Genomic DNA, 23,155 nt, shown 5'->3' on the forward strand with positions numbered 1-23,155 from the left:
CAATCTCTATCTTATCCGTACCTTTGCGGCATGATCGCGATTACGAACCTCAGTTATTTTCTTGGCGACCGTGCACTTTACGATGGCGCGTCGCTTCATATTAAGCCAAAAATGAAAATTGGCCTTATCGGGTTGAACGGAACAGGGAAGTCTACCCTGCTTCGGATGATCGATGGGGAATATCAGCCGGATGAAGGGCGCATCTCTAAATCAGGAGATTGCACGATTGGTTTCCTGAACCAGGATTTGCTTTCATACCAAAGCGATGAGTCAATTTTGGCCGTTGCCATGCAGGCATTTGAACGCCAGAATCAGCTTCAGGTGCAGATTGATAAAATCCTGCATGATATGGAGCATAACTACCGCGATGAACTCGTAGATAAACTTGCGAAAGTTCAGGACGAGTTTGATGCGCTTGACGGTTATACCATTCAATCCAAAGCAGAGGCAATCCTGGAAGGACTTGGTTTTGTAACGGATGATCTTCACAGACCTTTAAGATTATTTTCAGGGGGATGGAGAATGCGGGTAATGCTTGCAAAACTTCTTTTGCAAAAACCGTCTCTTTTGATGCTCGATGAACCTACCAACCACTTGGACTTACCGTCTATTCAGTGGGTTGAAAAATATGTTCAGAGTTATGAAGGTGCCGTGATCGTGGTTTCTCACGACAGGGCATTTCTTGACAATACCGTTGATACAATTGTTGAGGTTTCAGGAGGAAAATTGAATTTATATTCCGGAAATTATTCGTACTATCTGGAAGAAAAAGCTTTACGTAATGATATTCAGCGCGGGGCTTTTGAAAATCAGCAGGCAAAAATAAAGCAGACAGAACGTTTCATTGAACGTTTTAAAGCCAAGGCAACAAAATCCAAACAAGTACAAAGCCGTGTTAAGGCACTTGACAGAATGGATGTTGTGGATGCTGTTGTTGACGAAAATGCAAAAGTTCATTTCCGTTTCCAGTTCACTACCCAACCAGGCCGTCACGTTTTCCAGCTGGAAGATGCTTCAAAAGCATATGGCGACAAAGTGATTCTGGACCATACCAGTATTACCATGGAGCGCGGTGATAAAATTGCATTAATCGGAGCGAATGGACGTGGTAAATCTACGGCTTTGCGTGTTGTAGCGGGTACAGAGCCGATTGAAGGAAAAAGAAGATTGGGGCATAATGTGATGTTTACATTCTACGCTCAGCATCAGCTTGAATCTCTGAACGTTAATCATAATCTTTTAGAAGAACTTAAATACGCAAACTCGACCAAAACAGAAACGGAATTACGTACGGTTTTGGGCTGTTTCCTTTTTTCGGGAGATGATGTATTTAAAAAGATTAAGGTACTTTCCGGAGGTGAAAAATCCCGTGTAGCCTTAGCAAAAGTTCTGCTTTCACAAGCAAATTTCCTGTTGCTAGATGAGCCTACCAACCACCTGGACATGCAGTCGGTCAATATTTTGATCCAGGCTTTGCAGCAGTATGAAGGAAGTTACATCGTAGTTTCTCACGATAGATATTTCGTTGAATCAATTGCCAATAAAATCTGGTATATCGAAGATCACCAGATCAAGGAATATCCTGGAACATATGTAGAGTATGAAAGATGGATTGAAGAGCGCGGGTTGCAGTCAGCTGTGAGTGAAAAAGCAACGGTTAGCAGTGCGCCGCCACAAGTAAAGAGCAATCAGGCGGTTAATGGAAATACGCAGAAACCGAATAACAATAAATCAACTTCTCCGGAAGATGTACAAAAGCTAAAAAAGGCGAAGAAACAGGTTGAAGAGCTGGAAGCTACGATTAGCAATCTTGAAACCAAAAAGTCTGAAACCGAAACAAAATTGGCTCAGCCTTCGATTTATAATGACTCTGCCAAGCTGGCTGAATTGAACAAGTTTTACGCTGACGTCAAGAAAAAGCTTGATGAAGCAACCGAATCATGGGAAAATGCCATGATGAAAGTGGAAGAATTAGGATAATAATTTCGCTTTGATAAAATCTTAAAGGTCATTTTCAGCTTCGCGCGAAAATGACCTTTTACTTTTAAGCCGACTTTAATAAATCTTCTGTCTGCGCATAAATATCTTCCATTGAAAGTGTCAGGCCAACACTGGCAAACTCCAACTGATCTTTCAATTGATACGCTTCCGATGCCAAAAACCAAAGGCCGTCTTCATTTTTGCGGAAAACCTCTGCCGCAAATGACCGGGAATTGATCAGAACATATTCCTGCAAAGAGGGTATGCTCCGATAAAAATGAAATTTCTCACCGCGATCATAAGCTTCGGTGCTTTCAGAAAGTACTTCTATAATGACCGTGGGATTTAGTATCGTGTCTTTTTTATCATCCAGGTATTGATTTTTATCACAAACGATCAGCAAATCCGGATAAGTATAAAGTCCCGTTTCCGGAATGTGAATGCGTTGGTCGCTGGAATAAGTGCGACATTCCTTTCCTTTAAAAGCAATGTAACATTCACCCATTAAATTACCTACAATCCGGTTATGATTATGACCAGCTCCGGCCATCGCGAAAATCTCACCCTTATAATATTCGCTTTTATAATCGGCGTCGCGTTCTATTTCCAGATATTCTTCTTCTGAATAATATTTTTGAGGTTGTGCTGTCATATTGTTTCGGTTCTACAACAAAAATAGTTAATTATGTTAAAAAACATCGTTGTCCTTAATACGTTGTCTTTGTTTAAAAGTTACATTTTTGTCTCAAACCTATTTTATGCGCTATATACTTTTTACACTTCTCAGTCTGAGTTTCTTTACTTCCAACGCACAGTTTCAGGACGTGCGCCTGGAAGATTTTATTTATAACGACGATATTAAAACGGTTTTGTTATATCCCGGTATTGAGGATAAAGAAAATCCAACCAGACTAATTTCACCGCCGATCATCCCCATTCAAAGCACCTTTCCGCTTGTGCTTGAATTTGATGATATGAGTACCAATATGACAGGATTACGTGCAAAAATTTACTCTTGTAACGCCGATTGGACCAAATCAAATCTGAACGATATTGAATTTACTTATGAGTATAACGATTATCCGATCACATCCTACGAACAATCGTTTAGTACAAAAGTCCCGTATACACATTACAGATTTGAAGTACCAAAACTGAAATTGTCAGGAAATTATGTTTTGATGGTTTATACTGACAGAGGAAAAAAGACGCTTTTAACCAGAAGATTTATGATTTATGACACAAAGATAGGAATTACGGCTGAGGCTCGTTTTTCGCAGGGCATTCAGCAGCAATTCACTGATCAGCAAATTGATTTCAGTATCAGTTACAAAGGCTACAACCTGATTTCTCCACAGCAGGATTTGAAGGTATTTATTCGTAAAAACTTCCGTTGGGATCAGGCAAAAACCAATTTCAAGCCAACTAATGTCCAGCCGTTTGATCAGCTTTTAGAATATACATTCTTCAATCTGGAAAATACATTTCCCGGCGGAAATGAATTCAGGTATTTTGATAGCCGAACTTTATCCGGGCGAGGTTATGGCGTTTATGAAATCGAGCGTGCCGCAGACCAGACAAGCCTTGCTATATCGCCGGATAAATCACGGGCTGATAATGGCTACATACAGATAGAAGATTTGAATGGCCAGTATTTTGTGGATCAAAAAGAATCCGGCCGTGGAAGCGTGGAAGCCGATTATACTCCTGTTCTTTTCACATTAAAAATCGCCGAAGATCCCGACGCAACCTTCTATGTGAACGGCGCGTACAATCTATGGCAACTCAATGACCGCAATAAAATGGAATACAACGCTGATGCAAAAGCATATCAGTGCCAGATGGTTATAAAACAGGGTGTCATTAATTACGACTATACAACGGTCAGAGCTGGTGAAAAACCTGACGAGGGGAATATTGAAGGAAATTATGCTGTGACAGAAAACGATTATGATATACTTGTCTATCACCGGCCTCCAGCTGGCCGTTCCGATTTGTTGGTAGGTTATAAAACAGTAGAGTGGAACCGAAGAAGATAATTTATTTTTCTTGAAATGATCTAATTTTTTAAAAGATTAGTATATTATAGATATAAAGACACCTATTCATAAATCACCTCTATGAAAGCGAACTCACCCGCTTGGGATTTAACACCTAACTTGTATCTGACAAGCGACCAGACTGAAATAATTGATTGCCTGGTTGACCATCATGAAATGCCGTCAAAATTTGACGAAGATCAGGTAATCTCCTTTTTTAACACAACAGATCTGTTTCTTGTCCTTTATTTTTCAAAGAAAGAAGATCGGGGATTTCAAATGTATATTGTAAGGGATTTCTCTGTCAATGTGAATGAACTGATTTTGCTGCACCAGCTTTTTGACAGATTGATTGTGGATGGTCTTAGCGTCAGTATTTTACAAAAAGCACAGTTCCAGATTGATAATATCATTTATATGGCTGATACCTTTCGCGCCATGATTCATAAAGATCTGGCAAATCAGATTGAGGATTAATATAATTTACCAGGGAGGGTATCAAAAAGAAATGGTAGTCAATTTTTTAGTTGACTACCAATTCTTTTAACATATTTCTAACCTACGAATATATACATCATTTACACATTGAAACGGAAGTGCATGATATCGCCGTCTGCAACAACGTATTCTTTTCCTTCAACAGCCATTTTCCCTACTTCTTTTACACCGGCTTCTGATTTGTATAACTCATAATCAGCCAGTTTAATAACCTCGGCACGAATAAATCCTTTTTCAAAATCGCTGTGAATGACACCGGCAGCTTGCGGCGCTTTCCAGCCCTTCACGATCGTCCATGCACGAACTTCTTTCACACCTGCCGTAAAATAAGTAATCAAATTTAAAAGCGCATAAGATGCTTTAATCAGTTTACTCAGTCCTGACTCTTTCAAGCCATACTCTCCAAGGAACATTTCATGCTCCTCTTCATCTTCGATTTCTGAAATCTGTGATTCAATAGCGGCACAAAGAATGATCACATCGGCACCTTCATGTGCTACGGCTTCTCTCAATTTTTCAGAATATTCATTACCAGAAAGCATCGAATCTTCATCCACATTTGCTACATAAAGCACCGGCTTGTCCGTAAGCAATTTCAAATCACCAACCGCAGCTTCTTTCAAATCTGCATCAGAAACCACAAGACTACGGGCATTTTTCCCGGCTTCCAGTGTTTCTTTATATTTTTTCAAAAGTTCAAGTTCTGCTTTTGCCTTAGCATCACCCGCTCTTGCTCCTTTTTCAGTTTTCTGAATTTTTTTTTCGATCGATTCAAGATCTTTTAACTGCAATTCGATATCGATGATCTCTTTATCAAAAACAGGATCAACTTTTCCTTCAACGTGAACGACATTTTCGTCCTGAAAACAACGAACCACGTGAACGATCGCATCTACTTCACGGATGTTGGCAAGAAATTTATTTCCCAAACCAGCACCCTGGCTCGCGCCTTTTACCAATCCGGCAATATCCACGAATTCCATGATCGTAGGTATCACTTTTTGTGGTTTTACCAATCCGATTAATACGTCAATACGTTCATCAGGAACAGTTACAACCCCAACATTGGGCTCAATTGTACAAAAAGGATAATTGGCTGCTTCGGCTTTACCGGTAGAGATAGCATTAAATAAAGTGGATTTCCCAACGTTCGGTAATCCAACAATTCCACATTGAAGGCTCATAAAAACTAAGACAAATGAGATGAGCAGACTTTGTAAGCCAATAAACTCATCATATTAAAATGGTAAATGGCCTTACCTAAATAGCAAGTCCTGATAATTTCATGCAAAATTACCAATTACCGGACAGAAAAACTAAAAGCCTTCGTCAATGATTTGCGAAGGCCTTCTTAAAAACGTAAAGTTTTTTTACTCCCACTTCAAATCTGACTCACCAATGGCGTCTACTTCATCCGCTTTGGCTTCGTATTGAGAAAAATCAACTTCTGGCATTAATTCCGTTTTCACGTGATCTACTGCATCTTTCAAAGCTTCTACAAACTTATCAAAGTCCTCTTTGTACAAAAACATTTTATGCTTTTCATACGTAAAGCCCTCTCCCTGCGGATGACGCCGACTTTCGGTAATGGTTAGGTAATAATCGTTGGATCGCGTTGAGCGAACATCGAAGAAGTAAGTCCGTTTTCCCGCCCTGACCCTTTTGGAGTAGATTTGCTCTCTGTCTTCCACTATGTTTAGTTTTTAATAGGTTTGCAAACGCTAAAATAGAAAGTTTATTGCTGCGAACAAAAAAACCGGCACATATTAGCAAATCCTTAACGCCTGAAAAATTAAATTTTCGACATTTCTCTTGTACTTTATCGGTACAGTGTACAATTTTTTGGGTTAAATCCGTTACATTTGAAGAATCGACATTATTGTGGCCGTCACGGTTTGTCGATTTTGGTAAAGAATTAAGGCCCGATGGGCTTAATTATGTTTCACCTAAACTCTCAGATATGACTTATCCTCGGATTCTGATTCTTTTCTTTTTGTCACTGGCAGCATTCACAGCAGACGCACAGATCAGTCTTGGCAAAACAGAAGTTGGCAGCGCTTCTTTCTATTCTTCCCGCTTTGAGGGCCGGAAAACCTCCTTTGGAGAAACACATCAAAGTTCCGAGCTTTCCGCAGCTCACCGTTCATTACCCTTAAATACTATGCTGGAAATAACAAATCTGTCTAACAACCAGAAAGTTATAGTACGCGTTAATGACAGAGGCCCATTTTCCCACAACAGAATTGTAGATATCAGTAAAGAAGCAGCACGTCTGATCGGCATCGTTTCGAGTGGAGTTGCAAAAGTTTCTATGCGTATTGTTGGTATGGAAGGAATGATTATGCTGGATTCCAATGAAGATATCGATCATAAAGTCGGAAAAATAATTTCCATGCGGACGAAAGATTAACAACGATTTCTGGTTTATGAATATCAGGCAGCTGGATTTAGCAAAAGTAAGAGAATTTGGTAACCTGGAATTTCTGGCTAAGCAGCTGGTTGAAGGTTTTATTACCGGCCTGCATAAATCTCCTTTTCACGGTTTTTCTGTTGAATTCGCAGAGCACCAATTATATAATACAGGAGAATCAACGCGGAATATTGACTGGAAAGTTTTTGCAAAAACAGATCGTTTATATGTAAAACGATACGAAGAAGAAACAAATCTTCGCTGCCATATTTTGTTGGATACTTCTTCCTCTATGTACTATCCGGAAGAAAATTATGGTAAGATGACGTTTAGCCTGATGGCTGCGGCGAGCCTGACTTATTTGCTTCAAAGACAAAAGGATGCAGTAAGTCTTTGTACATTTTCAGATGCCATAGAAATTCAGACGGCTGTAAAATCCACCCCTTCGCATGTACACAAGATCATGCAGGAACTGAACGGACTTCTACAAAAATCACGTCCTCTACAAAAAACTTCCGTTGCCAGTATTATTCATCTTTTAGCAGAAAAAATTCATAAACGTTCTTTAGTTGTTATTTTCAGCGATATGTTTGAAAATCTTGAAGACGCTGATCTGATATTTTCTGCTTTGCAGCATTTGAGGCATAATCTGCATGAAGTACTTCTATTTCATGTAACGGATAAAAAAACGGAAGAATCATTTTCATTCGAAAACCGCCCATACGAATTTATAGATCTTGAATCGGGAGAAAAAATAAAAGTACAGCCTGATCAGGTAAGAGAATCGTATCAAAAGTTCGTAGGCGATTTTTATCAAAAATTGAAGCTAAAATGTGGTCAATATAAAATTGATTTTATTGAAGCTGATATCGCCCAGGGTTTCGATCCCGTCCTAATGGCCTATCTGACTAAGCATTCGAAGATGAGATAATTCTTGTAAAATTTAAGTTACATCTCCTTTTTAAATTCCTGTTTATAGAAACCAGATGGTGACCAAATTCCCGGTTCCATTGTAGCCTTCTGGATAAGCAGAAACTCCGATGGAGTTGTGTGCCCCGCGGGTCACATCGGTATTTCTATAAACAGGATGATCCGAAGAATCTGTTAAGGCTAGAATTACAATATTTAAAATTCAATTTTATTTATTCAAAAACAACTCCATAAAAAGCTGATCCAAGTGAGCCACTGCTACAACTTCAATTTTGGCTTCTTTAAAATCAAGCCCTTTTCCGTTATACTTTGAAATATAAATCTTCTTGAAACCCAACTTTTCAGCTTCTGATATTCTGCTTTCAATACGATTAACGGCTCTTACCTCCCCTCCTAACCCGACTTCGGCGGCAAAACAAACAGAAGGCGGAATGAATGCATCTTCATAGGATGAAACGATGGAAGCCACCACAGAAAGATCAATTGCAGGATCTTCTACACGCAAACCTCCTGCAACATTCAAAAATACATCCTGAACACCAAGTCTGAATCCTCCCCGTTTTTCCAGAACGGCCAATAACATTTGCAGTCTTTTTGCATCAAAACCAGTTCCGCTTCGCTGCGGAGTTCCATAGGTTGCGACACTTACCAGCGATTGAATTTCTATCAAAAGTGGACGATTCCCCTCCATCATTGATCCAATAGAGATTCCGCTAATCGGTTCGTCCCTCTGCGATATTAATATTTCCGAGGGATTGCTTACCTGACGTAACCCTGCGCTATGCATTTCATAGATTCCTAGTTCCGAAGTACTGCCAAACCGGTTTTTTTGAGTCCTCAGAATCCTGTACGTAGTATGCCGGTCTCCTTCAAATTGCAAAACTGTATCTACCATATGCTCCAAAACTTTTGGCCCTGCCAAAGAGCCGTCTTTTGTAATATGACCAATTAAAAACACGGGAACGCCCGTTTCTTTGGCATATTTCATAAATTCAGCGGTACATTCCCTTACCTGCGAAACACTTCCTGCACCGGATTCAATATATGCCGAGTGCATGGTCTGGATAGAATCTATAATTAAAATCTGAGGTTGAAATTCTTCGATCTGCCGAAAAATGTTAGCCGTCTGGGTTTCTGTAAGGATAAAACAATTATCGCTTTTGGAGGCCATTCGCTCCGCCCGCATTTTTATCTGTTGGTCAGATTCTTCTCCCGAGACATACAGAACCTTTTTATCCGAGAGCGTCAATGCAATTTGAAGCATCAAAGTCGACTTGCCTATTCCAGGTTCTCCACCTATCAGCACCAGTGAGCCCTGCACAATGCCTCCACCCAGAACACGATTCAGTTCACCATCGCTGGTAATGATCCTCGGCTCATTGGCATATTCAATCTCAGCAATTGCTTTGGGTTTACTGGCAAGGTTCACCGATTTCCAGGTAACTGTGGCTTTTTTTTCTTCCTTTTCAATGACCTCCTGAACCATTGTATTCCACTCTCCGCACGAAGGACACCGACCTACCCATTTGGGTGAATTATACCCGCACTCCTGACAAAAATATGCTGTTTTGGCTTTGGCCATATTATTTTTCCCTTAATTTGTTGTTGTAAAAATTGTTAAATTCCTGGCATGAAAATTTACCCAAATATGCGAACCTTTTTTCCGTTAAATCAAAAAACGTCCTCTCCGCGTATCGTTTTTTATTTCCTGACGTTATCAATCGGTTTTAGTCATCAACAATTTTCTTTATGAGATCAATCAAGACAACAATTTATGTGACGCTTTTATTCCTGACAACAGTAATTTCTGCTCAGGCTCAGACAAAAGGTTTTGCATTTGGTATTAAAGGTGGAGTTAACTTGTCCAAACTAACCATGGGCAACGTTTTAACGACCAGATATGATGAGAATGGAAATGCCTACAAAAAATTTGATGGATCAGATGTCCGCGATAATTTGAAAGAAAGTCTGGATACCAAAACGGGTATGGTAGGTGGGGTTTGGATGCGTTTTGGGAAAACAATTTTTGTACAACCCGAGGTTTTGGTTTCAACAAAAGGCGGATCTTTTAATATAATCCCTGATGGCTCAACCACTGCTCAAACCGTCAAAATTAAATACAGCAATATTGATGTCCCAATTCTTATTGGTCTAAAAGGAGGTCCTATCCGCGTTTTGGCAGGTCCGTTATTTTCCTTCCGTGTGGGTGATAACCAAAAGCTGAGTGATGCTTTCAAAGAATATTCTTCCAACCGTGATGGTGCTTTATCGAACGCTGTTGTAGGTTATCAATTTGGTGCAGGTCTTGATTTGGGAAGTTTCAGTCTGGATGTACGTAAGGAAGGTACCTTTACAGATCTTGCAACTTTTAAATTAAATAACAAGCCAATTGACGGAAGCAGTGCAACCGTTCGTCAAAAAATAACTTCATGGCAAGTGACTTTGGGAATTAAGCTGTTCTAAGCAGTTAGCTGATAGCGGTTGGCGTTTAGCTATTGGACCTCATTCAAATTCAAGAAATATCTTATTATCAATTTCTGACAGCCGACAGCAGATTGCCGATGGCTTATAAAAAAACATGCAGCCATCGATCTGGCGATGGCTGCTGTCTATATGAATAACCCACTAATTTTAAAAGTAAATGTTTTGGTATAGGCAATTGGTTTAAGCGCTTATGCGCAGGTTGCTATGATCAAGTATATTTGTAATTTCTTTAATCTTTCTGCGTGAAACAATCACTTCTTTGCCGCAAGACATACGAAGCATACGATCGTCTTCCATACGTTCTACTACGTAAATAGAATTAACCAGATACGATTTGTGAACCCTGATAAAATTGCTGTCCAGTAACTCCGCAAGCGATTTCAACGTTTTTGAAACTAAATACCTTTTGCCTGCATTTGTATATATGAAAGTATAATTACCTTCTCCTTCCAGAAATGTGATGACATCCGGAGTTAGAAATATAGTTCTGCCCATTGACTGAACAGAAATGTGGACGGCGCGGTCAGTAAAAGAATTATCTGACAGTGTTTGATGGGTAAAGTCTCCTAAAGTTTTCATAGTGCTCGGGGTTGGCCGTAGTTACGTTGTTTGACGGTTCAAATTTAGCTCTTCCTACGCTCTAAGAAAAGTACCCGGAAATAGGTATTTTGATATAAAATTCTGTAAATCAGATTTTTAAAAAAATTATAAAAGTAAAATGACGTAACTGACCTTAGTAAAACACGTAATTTTACCTAGTGCCCAAATCCTTAAAATCAGGCTCTTTTTACGTTAAATTCCGAAGTAGTTAAAATTGTCATTTCTAAGCATCTAACTTTATCTATCTTTGCACCAGTTTTAAGCCCAGAGTCAAGACACGAATAACAGGCACAAATAAAAAATTCCAGGAATATGGTAACCTGAAAATCCAGGTTTTACGGCTTATCCATTATTTCTTCCAACCAATAAAATTTATGATTACTGACCGCGTAAAAGAATTGCTTCACGAAATAGAAGGCAGCCTGGTTGAAAACAAAGAACAACTGGAAGCGTTTCGTTTAAAATACATAAGCAAAAAAGGTGCTGTCACAGAATTGTTTGATGGCCTGAAAAACATTCCTCAGGATGATCGCCGGGCGGTCGGACAAGAATTGAATACGCTGAAAAACCTCGCTCAATCCCGTTTTCAGGAGTTTAGCACAGCCTTGGAAAGTTCTGATGATGTGCATGAAGGAAACCAGATTGATTTAACTTTGCCCGTTGCACCGAACTTACAGGGCAGTATTCATCCGCTGACAATTGTTCGTCGCCGCATTATTGAAATTTTTGAACGTATGGGCTTTAATGTATCATACGGTCCGGAAATTGAAACAGACTGGTACAACTTCGGTGCATTAAACTTTGCCGACAATCATCCGGCACGTGAAATGCAGGATACATTTTTTATATCGAAAAGTGAAGAAGCAGTTAAGGATGACGTTTTGTTGAGAACGCATACGTCAAATGTTCAGATCCGATTGATGGAAAGGCAGAAACCGCCGATCCGCTCCATCATGCCGGGCCGTGTGTTTCGTAATGAAGCCATTTCAGCCCGTGCACATTGTGTTTTCCATCAGGTTGAAGGTTTATATGTTGACAGAAATGTAAGTTTCCGGGATTTGAAGGATACGCTTTATCACTTTGCCAAAGAAATGTTTGATAAAGATTCCAGAATCCGTCTTCGTCCATCCTACTTTCCGTTTACTGAGCCAAGTGCTGAAATTGACGTTTCATGCTTTATATGTAAAGGAAAAGGATGTAATATCTGCAAACATACCGGCTGGGTAGAAATTGCAGGATCTGGAATGGTTGATCCGAACGTTTTGACAAATGCTGGAATCGACAGCGAAGAATTTACCGGTTTTGCCTTTGGAATGGGTATCGAACGTATTACAATGCTGAGATACGGCATCAGTGATTTAAGACTTTTTACTGAAAATGACGTCAGATTTTTAAGACAGTTCGAAGGAGCCTGATCAGTATTTTTGACCAAATCATATTCTTGCCAATATTAATGTTATAAGATTTTCGAGTGTAATCGTTAGTAAATAACGTTTTGCACTCGAAAATTTTAAAATCTTGTTTCCAAATAATAAGGAAGCATTCTTTTCCAGACCCACCATTCGTGTGGCATATCTTGCCCCCAGATGTCAAGTTCGTGAGGAACGTTTTTAGAGCTTAATATAGAAGAAATCTGCCGCGAATATTCAGGAACTTCATAAGCACCGGAACCCGTAATAAAATGAATATGACGGCTTTCACGGTATAGCGACAACTGCCATTCTGCTTTTAATTGTGAAAGATAATGAATTGGCGAATTAAAGTATACGTTGTCGTCATAATAACCATCCGTGTAAACACTCAGGTCATAACACCCGCTCATCCCGATTACGCCATTGATAAAGTCAGGGTATCTGAAAAACAGATTTGCAGCATGAAATGCTCCCAGTGATGCTCCTGCTGTTATAATTTCGTTTTTTGGACTTGAATTCTCTTTGATGAAAGGGATGACTTCCTTTATCACATAATCATTGAAATGTTGATGACGGACCGCCTTGTCATATCCATGCATGTAGGGATTAAGCCAGCTTTCACCGTTGATGCTATTGATGCAGTAAACTTTTACTTTTCCGGAATTGATATAGGGGGCAATACTTTCAATCAATCCATTTTGCTCATATTCAAGGTAATCAGACGACGCCGTAGGGATTAATAACAAAGCGATACCATAGTGACCGTAAACGGCTATATCCATTTGTTTATTAAGCGACGGACTGAACCAGCCGGTTACTTCACGTTGCATTTCTTTTTCAATTTAAGTGTTGTTGATAGTTTCTAGTAAACGGTTTCACGTATATGGCTAACACTAAAAATTTAATGCCAGTGCCTCAAAGTCAAACTTTATATACGTTTTTTTACCGTTTACTAAAAATCTGATCATTTACACCTTAATAAAGCACCCAGGTATCTTTTCCTCCACCTCCCTGAGATGAATTTACAACCAGAGATCCTTTTCTCAACGCCACACGCGTAAGTCCACCAGGAATTACGCTGATATCATCACCATATAAAATATAAGGACGAAGATCGACATGACGGCCTTCTGCATGGCCATCAACCATACAAGGAACGCGTGATAGGGAAATAGTAGGCTGCGCGACGTAATTGCGCGGATTGTCACGGATCTTTTGTCTGAACAATTCGTGCTCTTCTTCCGTTGCTTTCGGGCCGATCATCATTCCGTAACCGCCCGCTTCGTTTGCTTCTTTAACTACCAGTTCGTGAATATTTTCAAGTACATATTTAAAATCCTCCGGCTCACGGCAGATGTATGTTTTTACGTTAGGAATGATCGCTTCCTCTTTCAAATAATATTCAATGATGCGCGGTACGTAAGCATATACCACTTTATCATCAGCAACGCCCGTTCCGGGTGCATTTGCCAAAGCCACCCGTCCTTTTTTGTAAACCTCAAAAATTCCTGGAATACCAATAAGCGAATCAAGATTAAATGCTTCCGGATCAAGGAAAGTATCATCAATACGACGATAAATTACATCAACGATCTGAAGACCACTTGTTGTACGCATTTTCACATAACCATCAGAAACGACAAGATCGCGTGCATCAACCAGTTCCACCCCCATTTGCTGGGCAAGATAGGAATGTTCAAAATACGCTGAATTGTAAATCCCCGGTGTCAGAACTGCAACTGTCGGATTCGGCCTGTCAGCAAGGTGCTGCAACATTTGCAATAATCTTGTCGGATAATCCGAAACCGGGCGCACACCGGTACGGGCTAACACGTCAGGAAATATCTGTTTTGACAATTCCCTGTTTTCAATCATGTAAGACACACCGGAAGGGCAACGCAAATTATCTTCCAGAACCATGAAAGTGCCGTCGTCACCTTTTATTAAATCAGTACCCGTTATATGGCACCAGATTCCTTTCGGAGGATTCAGACCAATACACGGTTTTAAAAAACACTTACTGGATTCAATAAGATCACGGGGGACTACGCCGTCATTTAAAATATTCTGTTCATTATAAACATCATGGATGAACATATTTAATGCCTTGATCCGCTGTTTCAATCCTTTTTCAAGCCATTCCCACTCCGCATTTGGCAGCACTCTTGGAATGATATCAATCGGCATAATCCGTTCTGTACCCTCGCCTTCGGAATAAACATTGAAAGTTATACCCATTGAAAGCAACGCACGTTCAGTAGCTAACTGTCTGTTGGTAAGATCTTCATGGGTCAAATTTTCAAATTTATTTTTAAGATGCTCATAGCCCGGACGAATCTGGCCATCAGGCGTAAACATCTCGTCAAAGAACTCCTCGCATTGATAATCAGAGAATGAAAAATTCATACAATACAAAATTTGAATAAGTATACTTCTATTATTAACAGAACAATATATGGCATATGTTTCAAATTGCAAAACATATATTCGTTATTGGATTACTAAAAAAACATTTTCCCGGATTTCAATCCTGATAAAAAGAAGATAAAAAGTATGGTTTCAAGGATTTTAAGCAAAATTTTCAGAATTAGAAACAAACTTAAATGTAGTCTTAATGTCTATATTCACAAAACACATCCGGCTTTCTTCCTCCTTGCCAAAAGTTTTCCCTATCGCTAAACAAACTTTGCATGTCAGTTTGGTTCCTGTTTAATTTGCATCCGGAATAATGAATCCTGAGGTTTACCGTTTTACACACATGTATAAAAAAAGTTTACTTGTTGCAGGTATTTTATTGGGATTTTCTACGATTGGCTGGTCGCAGTTTATGCAAGGCATAGCCATGGGAAATTATTCAGGGACTCAGGCATTGTATCATAATCCCGCCTTTGTTGCCGATAGTCGTTACAGCGTTTATGTTAATTTTGTCGGGGCAGGCATGTATACTGCCAACAGCGGCGTCCGTTACAATGCCCCATACTCTTTCCTAAGTCTGGTTACAAACAGTGTTGGCGACCAATACCGCAATGAAAAAGGTGCCGTATTATTTCCACGGGCATATCTGAAAGAAAGATTAAACGGCCGAGACAAATGGCTGAATGCAGGCGTAGATGTGCGTCTGCCATCGATCATGTTCGGGCTTTTTAAAAATAAAATTGGCGTGGGGCTTGCTGCACGTACACGGGCATACATCAACGGATCAAACATCACAGAACCCCTTGCACGTCTCCTAAGCAAAACTACCAGAGAAACTGATCTGCAAAATGAGTATTTTGAAAATCAGTCGGGCCGCCTGAATGTGAACGGATTGGGAGAACTGGCCATGACCGTTGGCGGTGCTGTGATTGATAATGAGACTGATTATCTAAAAGTTGGTGTAACCATAAAACGAATCATCGGGTTATACAACGCTCACGTAGAAGTTGATAACTCCTCCTATTCAATCCAACCTGATCCGGCCTGGCAAAACAGGAGGCAATTAATTGTTGCCGACCAGGTCAATATTAAATACGGTATAACACGAGACGAAGCTTTTCAAAATTTCAAACCTAGTGTTTCCTGGCTTTTAGGAAATGCGCCGGCTGGTAGTGGCTGGGGTTTTGATCTTGGCGCCGTCTACGAATATCGCCCCGATATCCATAAATATTCTTACACCGAACGAGGAGAACGAAAAAAAGATAACAGTAAAAATAAATACCTGTACCGCATTTCTGCTTCCATAACCGATATCGGCCGGGTACGCTGGCGAAATCCTACGTATTTGTTACAGCAGGAAGTTTCAACATCCAACAAGATTTTACGTTATGATGATTTTCAGAAGTTAATGGGATCGGAAGGTGCTTATGATGCAGTAAATAAAGCATTTGGTGTTTCAGGTACTCAGGCGGCTCATTTTTCAACCATACTGCCTATGGCTTTTCAACTGAGCGGCGATTATAATGTCAGACCAAATGTGTATGTCAATGCACTTTGGGTGCAAAATCTAATACCACAAAGTGCGTTTGGAATGAAAAGTGAATCTGTGCTTTCTGTTACACCCAGATATGAACACAAGTGGTATGAAGTTTCGGTTCCTATTTCGATCATGAACCGGTATAGCTCACCAACCATTGGACTGGCCGGGCGGGCTGGTCCAATCTGGATTGGGACGGACCATATACTTGGATTGTTAAATGTTGGAAATCCAAAAGCTTTTAATTTATATTTCGGAGTTTCTGCCGGGTTGTTCAGAAGGCCGCCGGAATCAGCGAATAAATGCTGGCCGGCCGAAGATTCCTGGATCAGGCGAATTTTCCATAAGCGCTAGTTGTTCTAATATTGGCACCTGTTCGTTACAAAGTATTTTGATTTGGTGATGACAATGCTGAAAACTTAAACCGAAAAAATCGATGAGAGAGGTAATAAAATCAGAAGAGGAATGGTCAAAAGAATTGACAGGACAGCAATGTTTTGTTTTACGTGAAAAAGGAACAGAAAGGCCTTTCACCAGTCCGCTGAATGATAATAAGGAAGAAGGAATTTATATCTGCGCAGCATGTGATACCCCATTGTTCAGTTCTGATACCAAATATGATTCAGGATCAGGCTGGCCAAGTTTCTTTACTCCTATTGGTGAAAAAAGTGTTGAAGAAATCGTTGACCGAAGTCACGGAATGATCCGCACCGAAGTAGTATGCAGGACTTGCGGTGGTCATTTGGGACACGTTTTCAATGATGGACCTAAGCCAACAGGATTGCGATATTGCATGAATGGCGTGGCACTTAAATTTGTTAAAAAATCTTAGCGCGAGCCACTCGTAAAGCCGGACATACAGAGATGTGTCCGGCTTTTGTTATCTTTGACACCTTTATGAAACTTAACGTTTGATGGAAGTAATCAAAACCTTCTACAAGAATCTGAAAGCAATGTTTCAATTCATTGGAACACAGCTTCGAAGAATATTCAAAAGTATTATTTTCCGTATTACTGCACTCTTTGTTGGTAAAACAAGGACAGAGGAGCTTTTCCTTTCACTGCATCAAAAACGGCAGGCATACCATGCCTGGTGGGACAAAAATCTTGACAAAAACTCTGCTTTTTACAGGCCTGTTGTTTTTACCTGGAAATTATTTCTTTACGGATTTATTGGATTTTTCTTTTACATTTTTTGTATTGAAACCAACTTCCTTTGGTTGATGGGAAGTATGCCAAGTGTTGAAGATCTTCAAAATCCAAAAGTTTCACAATCTTCCGAAATCTACACTTCTGATGGTGTTATGATCGGGAAGTTTTATACTGAAAACAGAACACCGGTTACCTATGATCAAATTTCGCCGAATTTGGTTAAAGCACTTATTGCAACAGAGGATATCCGGTTTTACGAACATTCTGGCATTGACTACCGTGCTATGGCCGGTGTTGCTTTTGGCATTGTAAGAGGAGAAACTGACCGCGGCGGCGGAAGTACGGTTACGCAGCAGCTGGCGAAAAAACTTTTCAAAACCAGAAAAAGAGATGCGCGAGGTGTCCTTGGATATGTTCCGGGTCTGAGCACTTTGATTTATAAAACCAAAGAATGGATTACGGCAATTAAACTGGAAAGAAATTTTACAAAGCAGGAAATCCTGACCATGTATTTCAATACCGTTGATTTTGGAAATAATGCTTACGGTATCAACACCGCAGCAAAATCTTATTTCAGCAAATCGCCGGACAGTTTGAATGTTCAGGAAGCCGCTGTTTTGGTTGGTTTACAAAAGGCTACTACTACATATAACCCGGTACGGAACATCAAAAGATCTTTGGAACGGCGAAATGTAGTTATCGGACAAATGCAGAAATATGGCTATTTGTCTGCCAAAGCCGCGGATTCAATCAGTGCTCTACCAATTGAATTGAAAACCAAATTCGAAACACCTTATGACGGGAATGCCAATTATTTCAAAAATGCGGTTGTTGATTTTGTAAAAAAATGGGGTGATGAAAATGGTTATGATCTTTATACGGACGGACTGAAAATTTACACGACTATTGATTCCCGGATGCAGGAAAAAGCTGAGGAAGCGATGACGCAGAAAATGAAACAGTTGCAACGCGTTTTTGAAGATCATTGGGGAAAACAAAATCCGTGGATCGATGAAGACGGCAAAGAAATTCCTGACTTCCTGAATTCTGTTGTAAAACGGACGAGCCGATATAAATCACTCGCAGCCAAATTCCCGAATCAGCCAGACAGTATTTCATGGTATCTTAATAAAAAGGACAGCATGATGGTTTATGACTGGAAAACGAGCGGTGAGATCAAGAAATACTGGAGTTCGATGGACTCTCTTGAATATTACAAACATATACTGCGTGCAGGCATGATGGCGATGGATCCGCATAACGGAAATATTAAAGCCTGGGTGGGTGGTCTGGATTATAATTATTTTAAATATGACCATGTAAAACAGGGAAGACGCCAGCCTGGATCAACTTTCAAGCCTTTTGTTTATACAACAGCCATCGACGACTCAACCTACAATATGTCGCCATGTGATGAGATTGAAGATAAGCCGTTTGTAAAAAACTACATGGAAGACGGTGAGGAGAAAGAATGGAAACCGAAAAATGCAAATGGGTATTTCACTTATTCCAATATGACTTTACGCCGTGCACTGGCGCAATCGATCAATTCGGTTACGGCTCAGCTAACGGATGATGTTGGAGCGGCCAACGTAGTGCGTTATGCCAAAAAAATGGGAATTACGACGCCATTGAAAGCGGTACCTTCCATAGGGCTCGGGCCTTTTGATGTTACTTTGTATGATATGGTTGCGGCTTACAGCGTTTTTGTCAACAACGGACAATATACTGAACCGATTCTGGTAACAAAAATTGAAGATCAGAATGGAAAAATCGTTCAGGAATTTGCACCTGAGCCGCGCCAGGCAATCAGTCCTGAATCTGCTTTTTTGATGGTCAATATGTTGCGTGGTGGTGTGGAAGAAGCAGGTGGTACCTCAGGTAGTATCCGTTGGAAATTTGATGTGACAAGAAATAATAATGAAATTGGTGGAAAAACGGGAACAACATCAAACAACTCAGATGGCTGGTTTATGTGTATCACACGTGACCTTGTTATCGGTGCCTGGGTTGGAGGTGATGACCGCAGTATTCACTTCCGGACAACAAATCTGGGTGAAGGTGCAAAAACCGCTTTACCAATTGTCGGGAGTTTCCTTGAAAAGATATATAAAGACAAGTCTATCGGTATAGAACCCGGACCATTCCCGAAACCAAGTTTTAAAATTGACAAGGAATATAATTGCCCAAACTATTACCAATCCAGCCGGAGTGATACTTTGGATGCCGGCGGAGACAGCACAGGAACGGGAAGTGTGGATGATGACTTTTTAATTGGACCCCCACCTATACCGAGTACAAGTGATACGGGGAGGAGGAATTAATATTGCTGATAAACAAAAACGCGGTGCAAAAATTTTTTGCACCGCGTTTTTGTTTGTGAAACTCTGATCAAATTTCACTCTACTTTTTCTTCCTTTATCTTTTTAGTTTCCTTATAAGCTCTCCAAGCCTGAATAGGAAAACCGATAATCGTTAAAATACCGAATAATAATTGACTATCCAGCCAATCACCGAAGGAGGAATAATCGATGTCCTTTCTTAATGCATTTATCACAATGACGATAGATACAATTGATAAAACTAAGTAAAGGAACATTCTGGATTGTGGGTTTTTAACCTCCATCATTTTGATGATTTATTTAAGTTAGACTCAGATAAAACTTTTGAAATAATGGCCGAGTTATGGACAAACCTTGAATGTATAAGATTTTGCAAAAGACCATATTTTAGAAATCATTGTGTATCTAGTCATTTTTTATTTCCTGGTCTTTTATATCCTTATAAGCCTTCCATAATTAAATTGAAAAGTTGATTATTAATATCCCAGTTAAAAGCAGTTGGCTTGAAAGCCAGTCGTCAAAAAAAGTATAATCTATATTCTTGCCGAAGATATAAATAAGCATCACAATTTCTAAAATTAGAAATGCAGAGAAAACGTATAACCACATGTGAGGATCTTTGATTTCCATAAACCATCTATTTTATCAAGCTTTGCTATATGGTAACTACCAAATACGTTGGTTATTCTTTGCCAATTCCCCTTACACCATTATCATTACCCTTGATACTAAAATCAATATTAACAAAAAGAATACAAACAATATAATTTATTCAATATTCGATTAAACACCTGATTTCAAATAATATAACTGCGTGACCAAGTATAAATTTAAAGGCAACCAAAAAATTACCTAACCAATAATTCCGGTTCCAGATATTTCCAAAACCGGCTATACATATTATCTGTTTCAAGTAATATTTCATGAGAACCGGAAGTCACCAACTTGCCCTCATCCAAAATATAAATACGATCACAAAAATTAGCCAGAGTATGCAAACGATGTGATACGTAAAGAATGGCTATATCCGCTCTGAGTGTATTTAATAAATTCAAGACCTTTTGTTCGCTTTGTGCATCCATTGGGGAAGTGGCTTCGTCCAAAAGCAACAGTCCTGGCTTTTGAAACAAGGCGCGCATAATGCCAATCCATTGCTTTTGGCCTCCGGATAAATTCAATCCTTCTTCGCCAACCAATGTCATCAATCCCTGCGGCAAAGTGTTCAGGAAAGTTAGGTAGGTTGTGGATATTCCATCTAATTATAATTTTTCAACTTTTCCACTTCCTCTTTAAGTTTTTTTATCTCCTTTCTGAGATTGAAGGAAGAAGTAATTAACCAGACAATGGTCAAATACAATCCAACTGTGACAAGTGCTTCGCTGTCGCTGATGTCTCCGAAAATTCTTAGATATAAACCAAGAGCAAAAAATATAAGTCCAACAATTAACATTAAAATCCAACGAGCCATAATACTGATTTTATTCACAATCAAGTATGAATTACAATTTCTTTCTTGATCTTATTATTTGTGTAGATATTCCACCCAACACGATAATTAAAAGCATTATTAATGTGGTACTCATATTTGTTACCTGGTTATTTCCCCCGGGCGCCTACATAAGTCAATACCAGGGAAATGCGATTTTCCTGAAACTTTATGTAATATTTAAAATAGGGATTAATCAGAATACAATCATTATGATCCCGACATCCAACATCCATCCTGCCTAAATCTCCATAGTACAAAGCCCCAACATCCAAAACTATTAAGGCCGGCACAGCAGCAACTATCACCATTGGAGAATCGGAAATAACATTTTTTACATAATGATTAAATCTTGGGACAACGTAAACTTCTACGTCTGCTGACCTTAGTTTTTATACCGAACTTTATCCTATAGCCTAATTCAAAAAGTGATTTCCAATCCTCTGACATTCCCCACTCCATTACAAATTTGTTGCCGCTGCTAGTTGGAAAATCCACCCCTAGCTTACCTGATACCGGACTGATATTTTGCTGTTCCTTATGCAATTTATTTTGAAATGGAATATAAAAATCTGCAAAAAGCCCAGGAGTATCCTTGCCTTTCTTCTTAAAAAAGTCAATTGTTAATCCTGCCCCAATAGTACGCCAACCACTTAAATTCATTTCCGATTTTGCATACAACAAACCTTCATGACCGTTTAGCAAAAATTCTTTACCCAATCCTACAATAGCTGGTGATTTGCTTATTTTATTCTTTTGTATTCTTGATCCAACAATTAAATCAAAATGATGAATATTAAACTGGCCAAAAGAACTATCACAAAGCAACAGTGCAGGAATAATCAACAAGAAGATTTTCAGCTTAATATATTTGACCATCTTTTTTTTTCAATAGCCGTAATTAGTTAGAATCATCAAATGGCTACTATTGAATTTTAGATAATTTAAAAGATAGAAATCCAGCAAACGCAACTTCTGCAAATGCACCAGCTTCCCCGTTAAGACCAGAAACTATTTTCGCAACGTTTCCCGTCAATAAAAACAAAAGAAATTTCACCTCAATTTTAGAGGTGAAATTGGCTTATCAGACCTGAATTGACAGAAATCAAAAGGCACAAAAAACACCTGAGCTATCCATCCGGAAAGCATTCCGGTTAGCAAAAATGCTCTTCCCATTTGTATGATCGCACCTTTGCAAGCACCGCCAGTTATTTCAGTCATTAGGTCTTTCGGCAACTTTTTCATGGCTATAATAAAGAGATTGGAGATTTTAGTAATTTAAAAAACAGGATAGAAAATGTTCATATCCGGCTCTCAGAAACGGTATTTTACAGCCCGGTTACCGCCTCCCGCAATATTTTCCATTTCTTTAAACGGCAAGGTCCTGATCTTTAAAATTTCAGCTGCCGACTTCGGAAAGAGGAAAATGCCTAATTCAAGAAGTAAAGCCTTGTTCTCGAAAGCAAAATGGCCCAGTGCGCCATAACCGTTCACACCCAGTTTTTTAGTAATCCGATTTTTGTAATTGTCAATACTTTTGGGAAGTACGTCCAGTTTCACAGAAATCTCTTTTGAAGTCATTCCCATGGCGACAAGCACCAGAACTTCACGTTCTTTTCTTGAAAGAAAATGGACGGTCGGGTAAACCGACAGGGATCGGGGTAATACTTTTTCCATTGTTGATGTAAAGTTTGGATATAAAAATCATCTCTAGTACTTCACAACGTTGATATGTAGAAGCAATTTTACACACAAAATTCAAACTCACAAACTTTATGCAAACTTTGATTAAAATTGTTAAGCAACACAAAACCAACTTATTCTACATTGAGAATAAGCTGGTTATAACACAAATTTTGAAAGAAATCAC

Annotated in this window: 22 protein-coding genes; 10 read left to right on the top strand and 12 right to left on the bottom strand. The window is 39.4% G+C overall.

All coding sequences use genetic code 11. The annotated features are described in order from the left end of the window. The first annotated feature begins 30 nt into the window (after positions 1-30). The gene (locus LXL81_RS19985; protein WP_234648534.1) at positions 31-1,980 is read left to right on the top strand and encodes an ABC-F family ATP-binding cassette domain-containing protein; all 1,950 of its coding nucleotides are present in this window, start codon (positions 31-33) and stop codon (positions 1,978-1,980) included. Between the two features lie 64 nt (positions 1,981-2,044). Here LXL81_RS19985 and LXL81_RS19990 read toward each other — a convergent pair whose 3' ends face one another. Next, complete coding sequence (locus LXL81_RS19990) at positions 2,045-2,632, bottom strand: Uma2 family endonuclease (RefSeq protein ID WP_234648535.1); 588 nt, start codon at positions 2,630-2,632, stop codon at positions 2,045-2,047. Positions 2,633-2,738: 106 nt separating this feature from the next. Here LXL81_RS19990 and LXL81_RS19995 point away from each other — a divergent pair, with 106 nt between their 5' ends. After that, complete coding sequence (locus tag LXL81_RS19995; protein WP_234648536.1) at positions 2,739-4,019, top strand: DUF5103 domain-containing protein; 1,281 nt, start codon at positions 2,739-2,741, stop codon at positions 4,017-4,019. An 81-nt stretch (positions 4,020-4,100) separates the two neighbouring features. Continuing rightward, the gene (locus tag LXL81_RS20000; RefSeq protein ID WP_234648537.1) at positions 4,101-4,496 is read left to right on the top strand and encodes a hypothetical protein; all 396 of its coding nucleotides are present in this window, start codon (positions 4,101-4,103) and stop codon (positions 4,494-4,496) included. A gap of 101 nt (positions 4,497-4,597) precedes the next feature. On the opposite strand, the gene ychF is transcribed toward LXL81_RS20000, so the two are convergent. Both ychF and LXL81_RS20010 read right to left on the bottom strand, forming a co-directional pair. Further along, positions 4,598-5,701: a redox-regulated ATPase YchF gene (gene ychF / locus LXL81_RS20005; protein ID WP_234648538.1), complete on the bottom strand. Its 1,104-nt coding sequence runs from the start codon at positions 5,699-5,701 to the stop codon at positions 4,598-4,600. A 186-nt stretch (positions 5,702-5,887) separates the two neighbouring features. Beyond that, positions 5,888-6,208, bottom strand: a complete 321-nt coding sequence (locus LXL81_RS20010) for a DUF3276 family protein (protein ID WP_090335433.1) — start codon at positions 6,206-6,208, stop codon at positions 5,888-5,890. A 269-nt stretch (positions 6,209-6,477) separates the two neighbouring features. Here LXL81_RS20010 and LXL81_RS20015 point away from each other — a divergent pair, with 269 nt between their 5' ends. Together LXL81_RS20015 and LXL81_RS20020 are read left to right on the top strand one after the other, a co-directional pair. Further along, positions 6,478-6,927 (top strand): septal ring lytic transglycosylase RlpA family protein, encoded by a 450-nt coding sequence (locus LXL81_RS20015; RefSeq protein WP_234648539.1) that lies wholly within the window; start codon positions 6,478-6,480, stop codon positions 6,925-6,927. Between the two features lie 16 nt (positions 6,928-6,943). Beyond that, positions 6,944-7,858, top strand: a complete 915-nt coding sequence (locus LXL81_RS20020) for a DUF58 domain-containing protein (protein WP_234648540.1) — start codon at positions 6,944-6,946, stop codon at positions 7,856-7,858. 207 nt (positions 7,859-8,065) lie between these two features. On the opposite strand, the gene radA is transcribed toward LXL81_RS20020, so the two are convergent. Next, positions 8,066-9,439 carry a DNA repair protein RadA gene (radA, locus tag LXL81_RS20025; protein WP_234648541.1) on the bottom strand — a complete coding sequence of 458 codons (1,374 nt, stop codon included), beginning with the start codon at positions 9,437-9,439 and terminating at the stop codon, positions 8,066-8,068. Between the two features lie 167 nt (positions 9,440-9,606). On the opposite strand from radA, the gene LXL81_RS20030 reads away from it, so the two are divergent. Then, on the top strand, positions 9,607-10,320 hold the full coding sequence (locus tag LXL81_RS20030) for a porin family protein (RefSeq protein WP_234648542.1): 714 nt from the start codon (positions 9,607-9,609) through the stop codon (positions 10,318-10,320). Between the two features lie 201 nt (positions 10,321-10,521). Here LXL81_RS20030 and LXL81_RS20035 read toward each other — a convergent pair whose 3' ends face one another. Then, a complete protein-coding gene (locus tag LXL81_RS20035; RefSeq protein ID WP_234648543.1) occupies positions 10,522-10,920 on the bottom strand; it encodes a LytTR family DNA-binding domain-containing protein in 399 nt (132 codons plus the stop codon). A gap of 395 nt (positions 10,921-11,315) precedes the next feature. Here LXL81_RS20035 and pheS point away from each other — a divergent pair, with 395 nt between their 5' ends. Then, on the top strand, positions 11,316-12,356 hold the full coding sequence (gene pheS / locus LXL81_RS20040; RefSeq protein ID WP_234648544.1) for a phenylalanine--tRNA ligase subunit alpha: 1,041 nt from the start codon (positions 11,316-11,318) through the stop codon (positions 12,354-12,356). A gap of 95 nt (positions 12,357-12,451) precedes the next feature. On the opposite strand, the gene LXL81_RS20045 is transcribed toward pheS, so the two are convergent. After that, on the bottom strand, positions 12,452-13,183 hold the full coding sequence (locus LXL81_RS20045) for an esterase family protein (protein WP_234648545.1): 732 nt from the start codon (positions 13,181-13,183) through the stop codon (positions 12,452-12,454). 145 nt (positions 13,184-13,328) lie between these two features. Further along, the gene (locus LXL81_RS20050) at positions 13,329-14,759 is read right to left on the bottom strand and encodes a circularly permuted type 2 ATP-grasp protein (RefSeq protein WP_234648546.1); all 1,431 of its coding nucleotides are present in this window, start codon (positions 14,757-14,759) and stop codon (positions 13,329-13,331) included. Positions 14,760-15,111: 352 nt separating this feature from the next. Between LXL81_RS20050 and LXL81_RS20055 the strand changes: the two genes are divergently transcribed. The 3 genes from LXL81_RS20055 to LXL81_RS20065 all read left to right on the top strand — a co-directional run bounded on the left by LXL81_RS20055 (position 15,112) and on the right by LXL81_RS20065 (position 19,781). Further along, the gene (locus tag LXL81_RS20055; protein WP_234648547.1) at positions 15,112-16,659 is read left to right on the top strand and encodes a DUF5723 family protein; all 1,548 of its coding nucleotides are present in this window, start codon (positions 15,112-15,114) and stop codon (positions 16,657-16,659) included. 82 nt (positions 16,660-16,741) lie between these two features. Continuing rightward, the gene (msrB, locus tag LXL81_RS20060) at positions 16,742-17,137 is read left to right on the top strand and encodes a peptide-methionine (R)-S-oxide reductase MsrB (protein ID WP_310589602.1); all 396 of its coding nucleotides are present in this window, start codon (positions 16,742-16,744) and stop codon (positions 17,135-17,137) included. Between the two features lie 82 nt (positions 17,138-17,219). Beyond that, positions 17,220-19,781, top strand: coding sequence for a penicillin-binding protein 1A (locus LXL81_RS20065; RefSeq protein WP_234648548.1), 2,562 nt, complete (start codon positions 17,220-17,222; stop codon positions 19,779-19,781). 74 nt (positions 19,782-19,855) lie between these two features. On the opposite strand, the gene LXL81_RS20070 is transcribed toward LXL81_RS20065, so the two are convergent. The 5 genes from LXL81_RS20070 to LXL81_RS20090 all read right to left on the bottom strand — a co-directional run bounded on the left by LXL81_RS20070 (position 19,856) and on the right by LXL81_RS20090 (position 22,962). Continuing rightward, on the bottom strand, positions 19,856-20,086 hold the full coding sequence (locus LXL81_RS20070; RefSeq protein WP_234648549.1) for a hypothetical protein: 231 nt from the start codon (positions 20,084-20,086) through the stop codon (positions 19,856-19,858). 561 nt (positions 20,087-20,647) lie between these two features. Next, positions 20,648-21,016, bottom strand: a complete 369-nt coding sequence (locus LXL81_RS20075) for an ATP-binding cassette domain-containing protein (RefSeq protein WP_234648550.1) — start codon at positions 21,014-21,016, stop codon at positions 20,648-20,650. 38 nt (positions 21,017-21,054) lie between these two features. Further along, positions 21,055-21,267: a hypothetical protein gene (locus LXL81_RS20080; RefSeq protein ID WP_234648551.1), complete on the bottom strand. Its 213-nt coding sequence runs from the start codon at positions 21,265-21,267 to the stop codon at positions 21,055-21,057. A 363-nt stretch (positions 21,268-21,630) separates the two neighbouring features. Next, a complete protein-coding gene (locus LXL81_RS20085) occupies positions 21,631-22,164 on the bottom strand; it encodes a hypothetical protein (RefSeq protein WP_234648552.1) in 534 nt (177 codons plus the stop codon). A 435-nt stretch (positions 22,165-22,599) separates the two neighbouring features. Next, a complete protein-coding gene (locus tag LXL81_RS20090; RefSeq protein WP_234648553.1) occupies positions 22,600-22,962 on the bottom strand; it encodes a helix-turn-helix transcriptional regulator in 363 nt (120 codons plus the stop codon). Positions 22,963-23,155: the final 193 nt, after the last annotated feature.

Origin of the sequence: Dyadobacter sp. CY356 (genome assembly GCF_021440195.1) — a bacterium.
Classification (GTDB): Bacteria; Bacteroidota; Bacteroidia; order Cytophagales; family Spirosomataceae; genus Dyadobacter.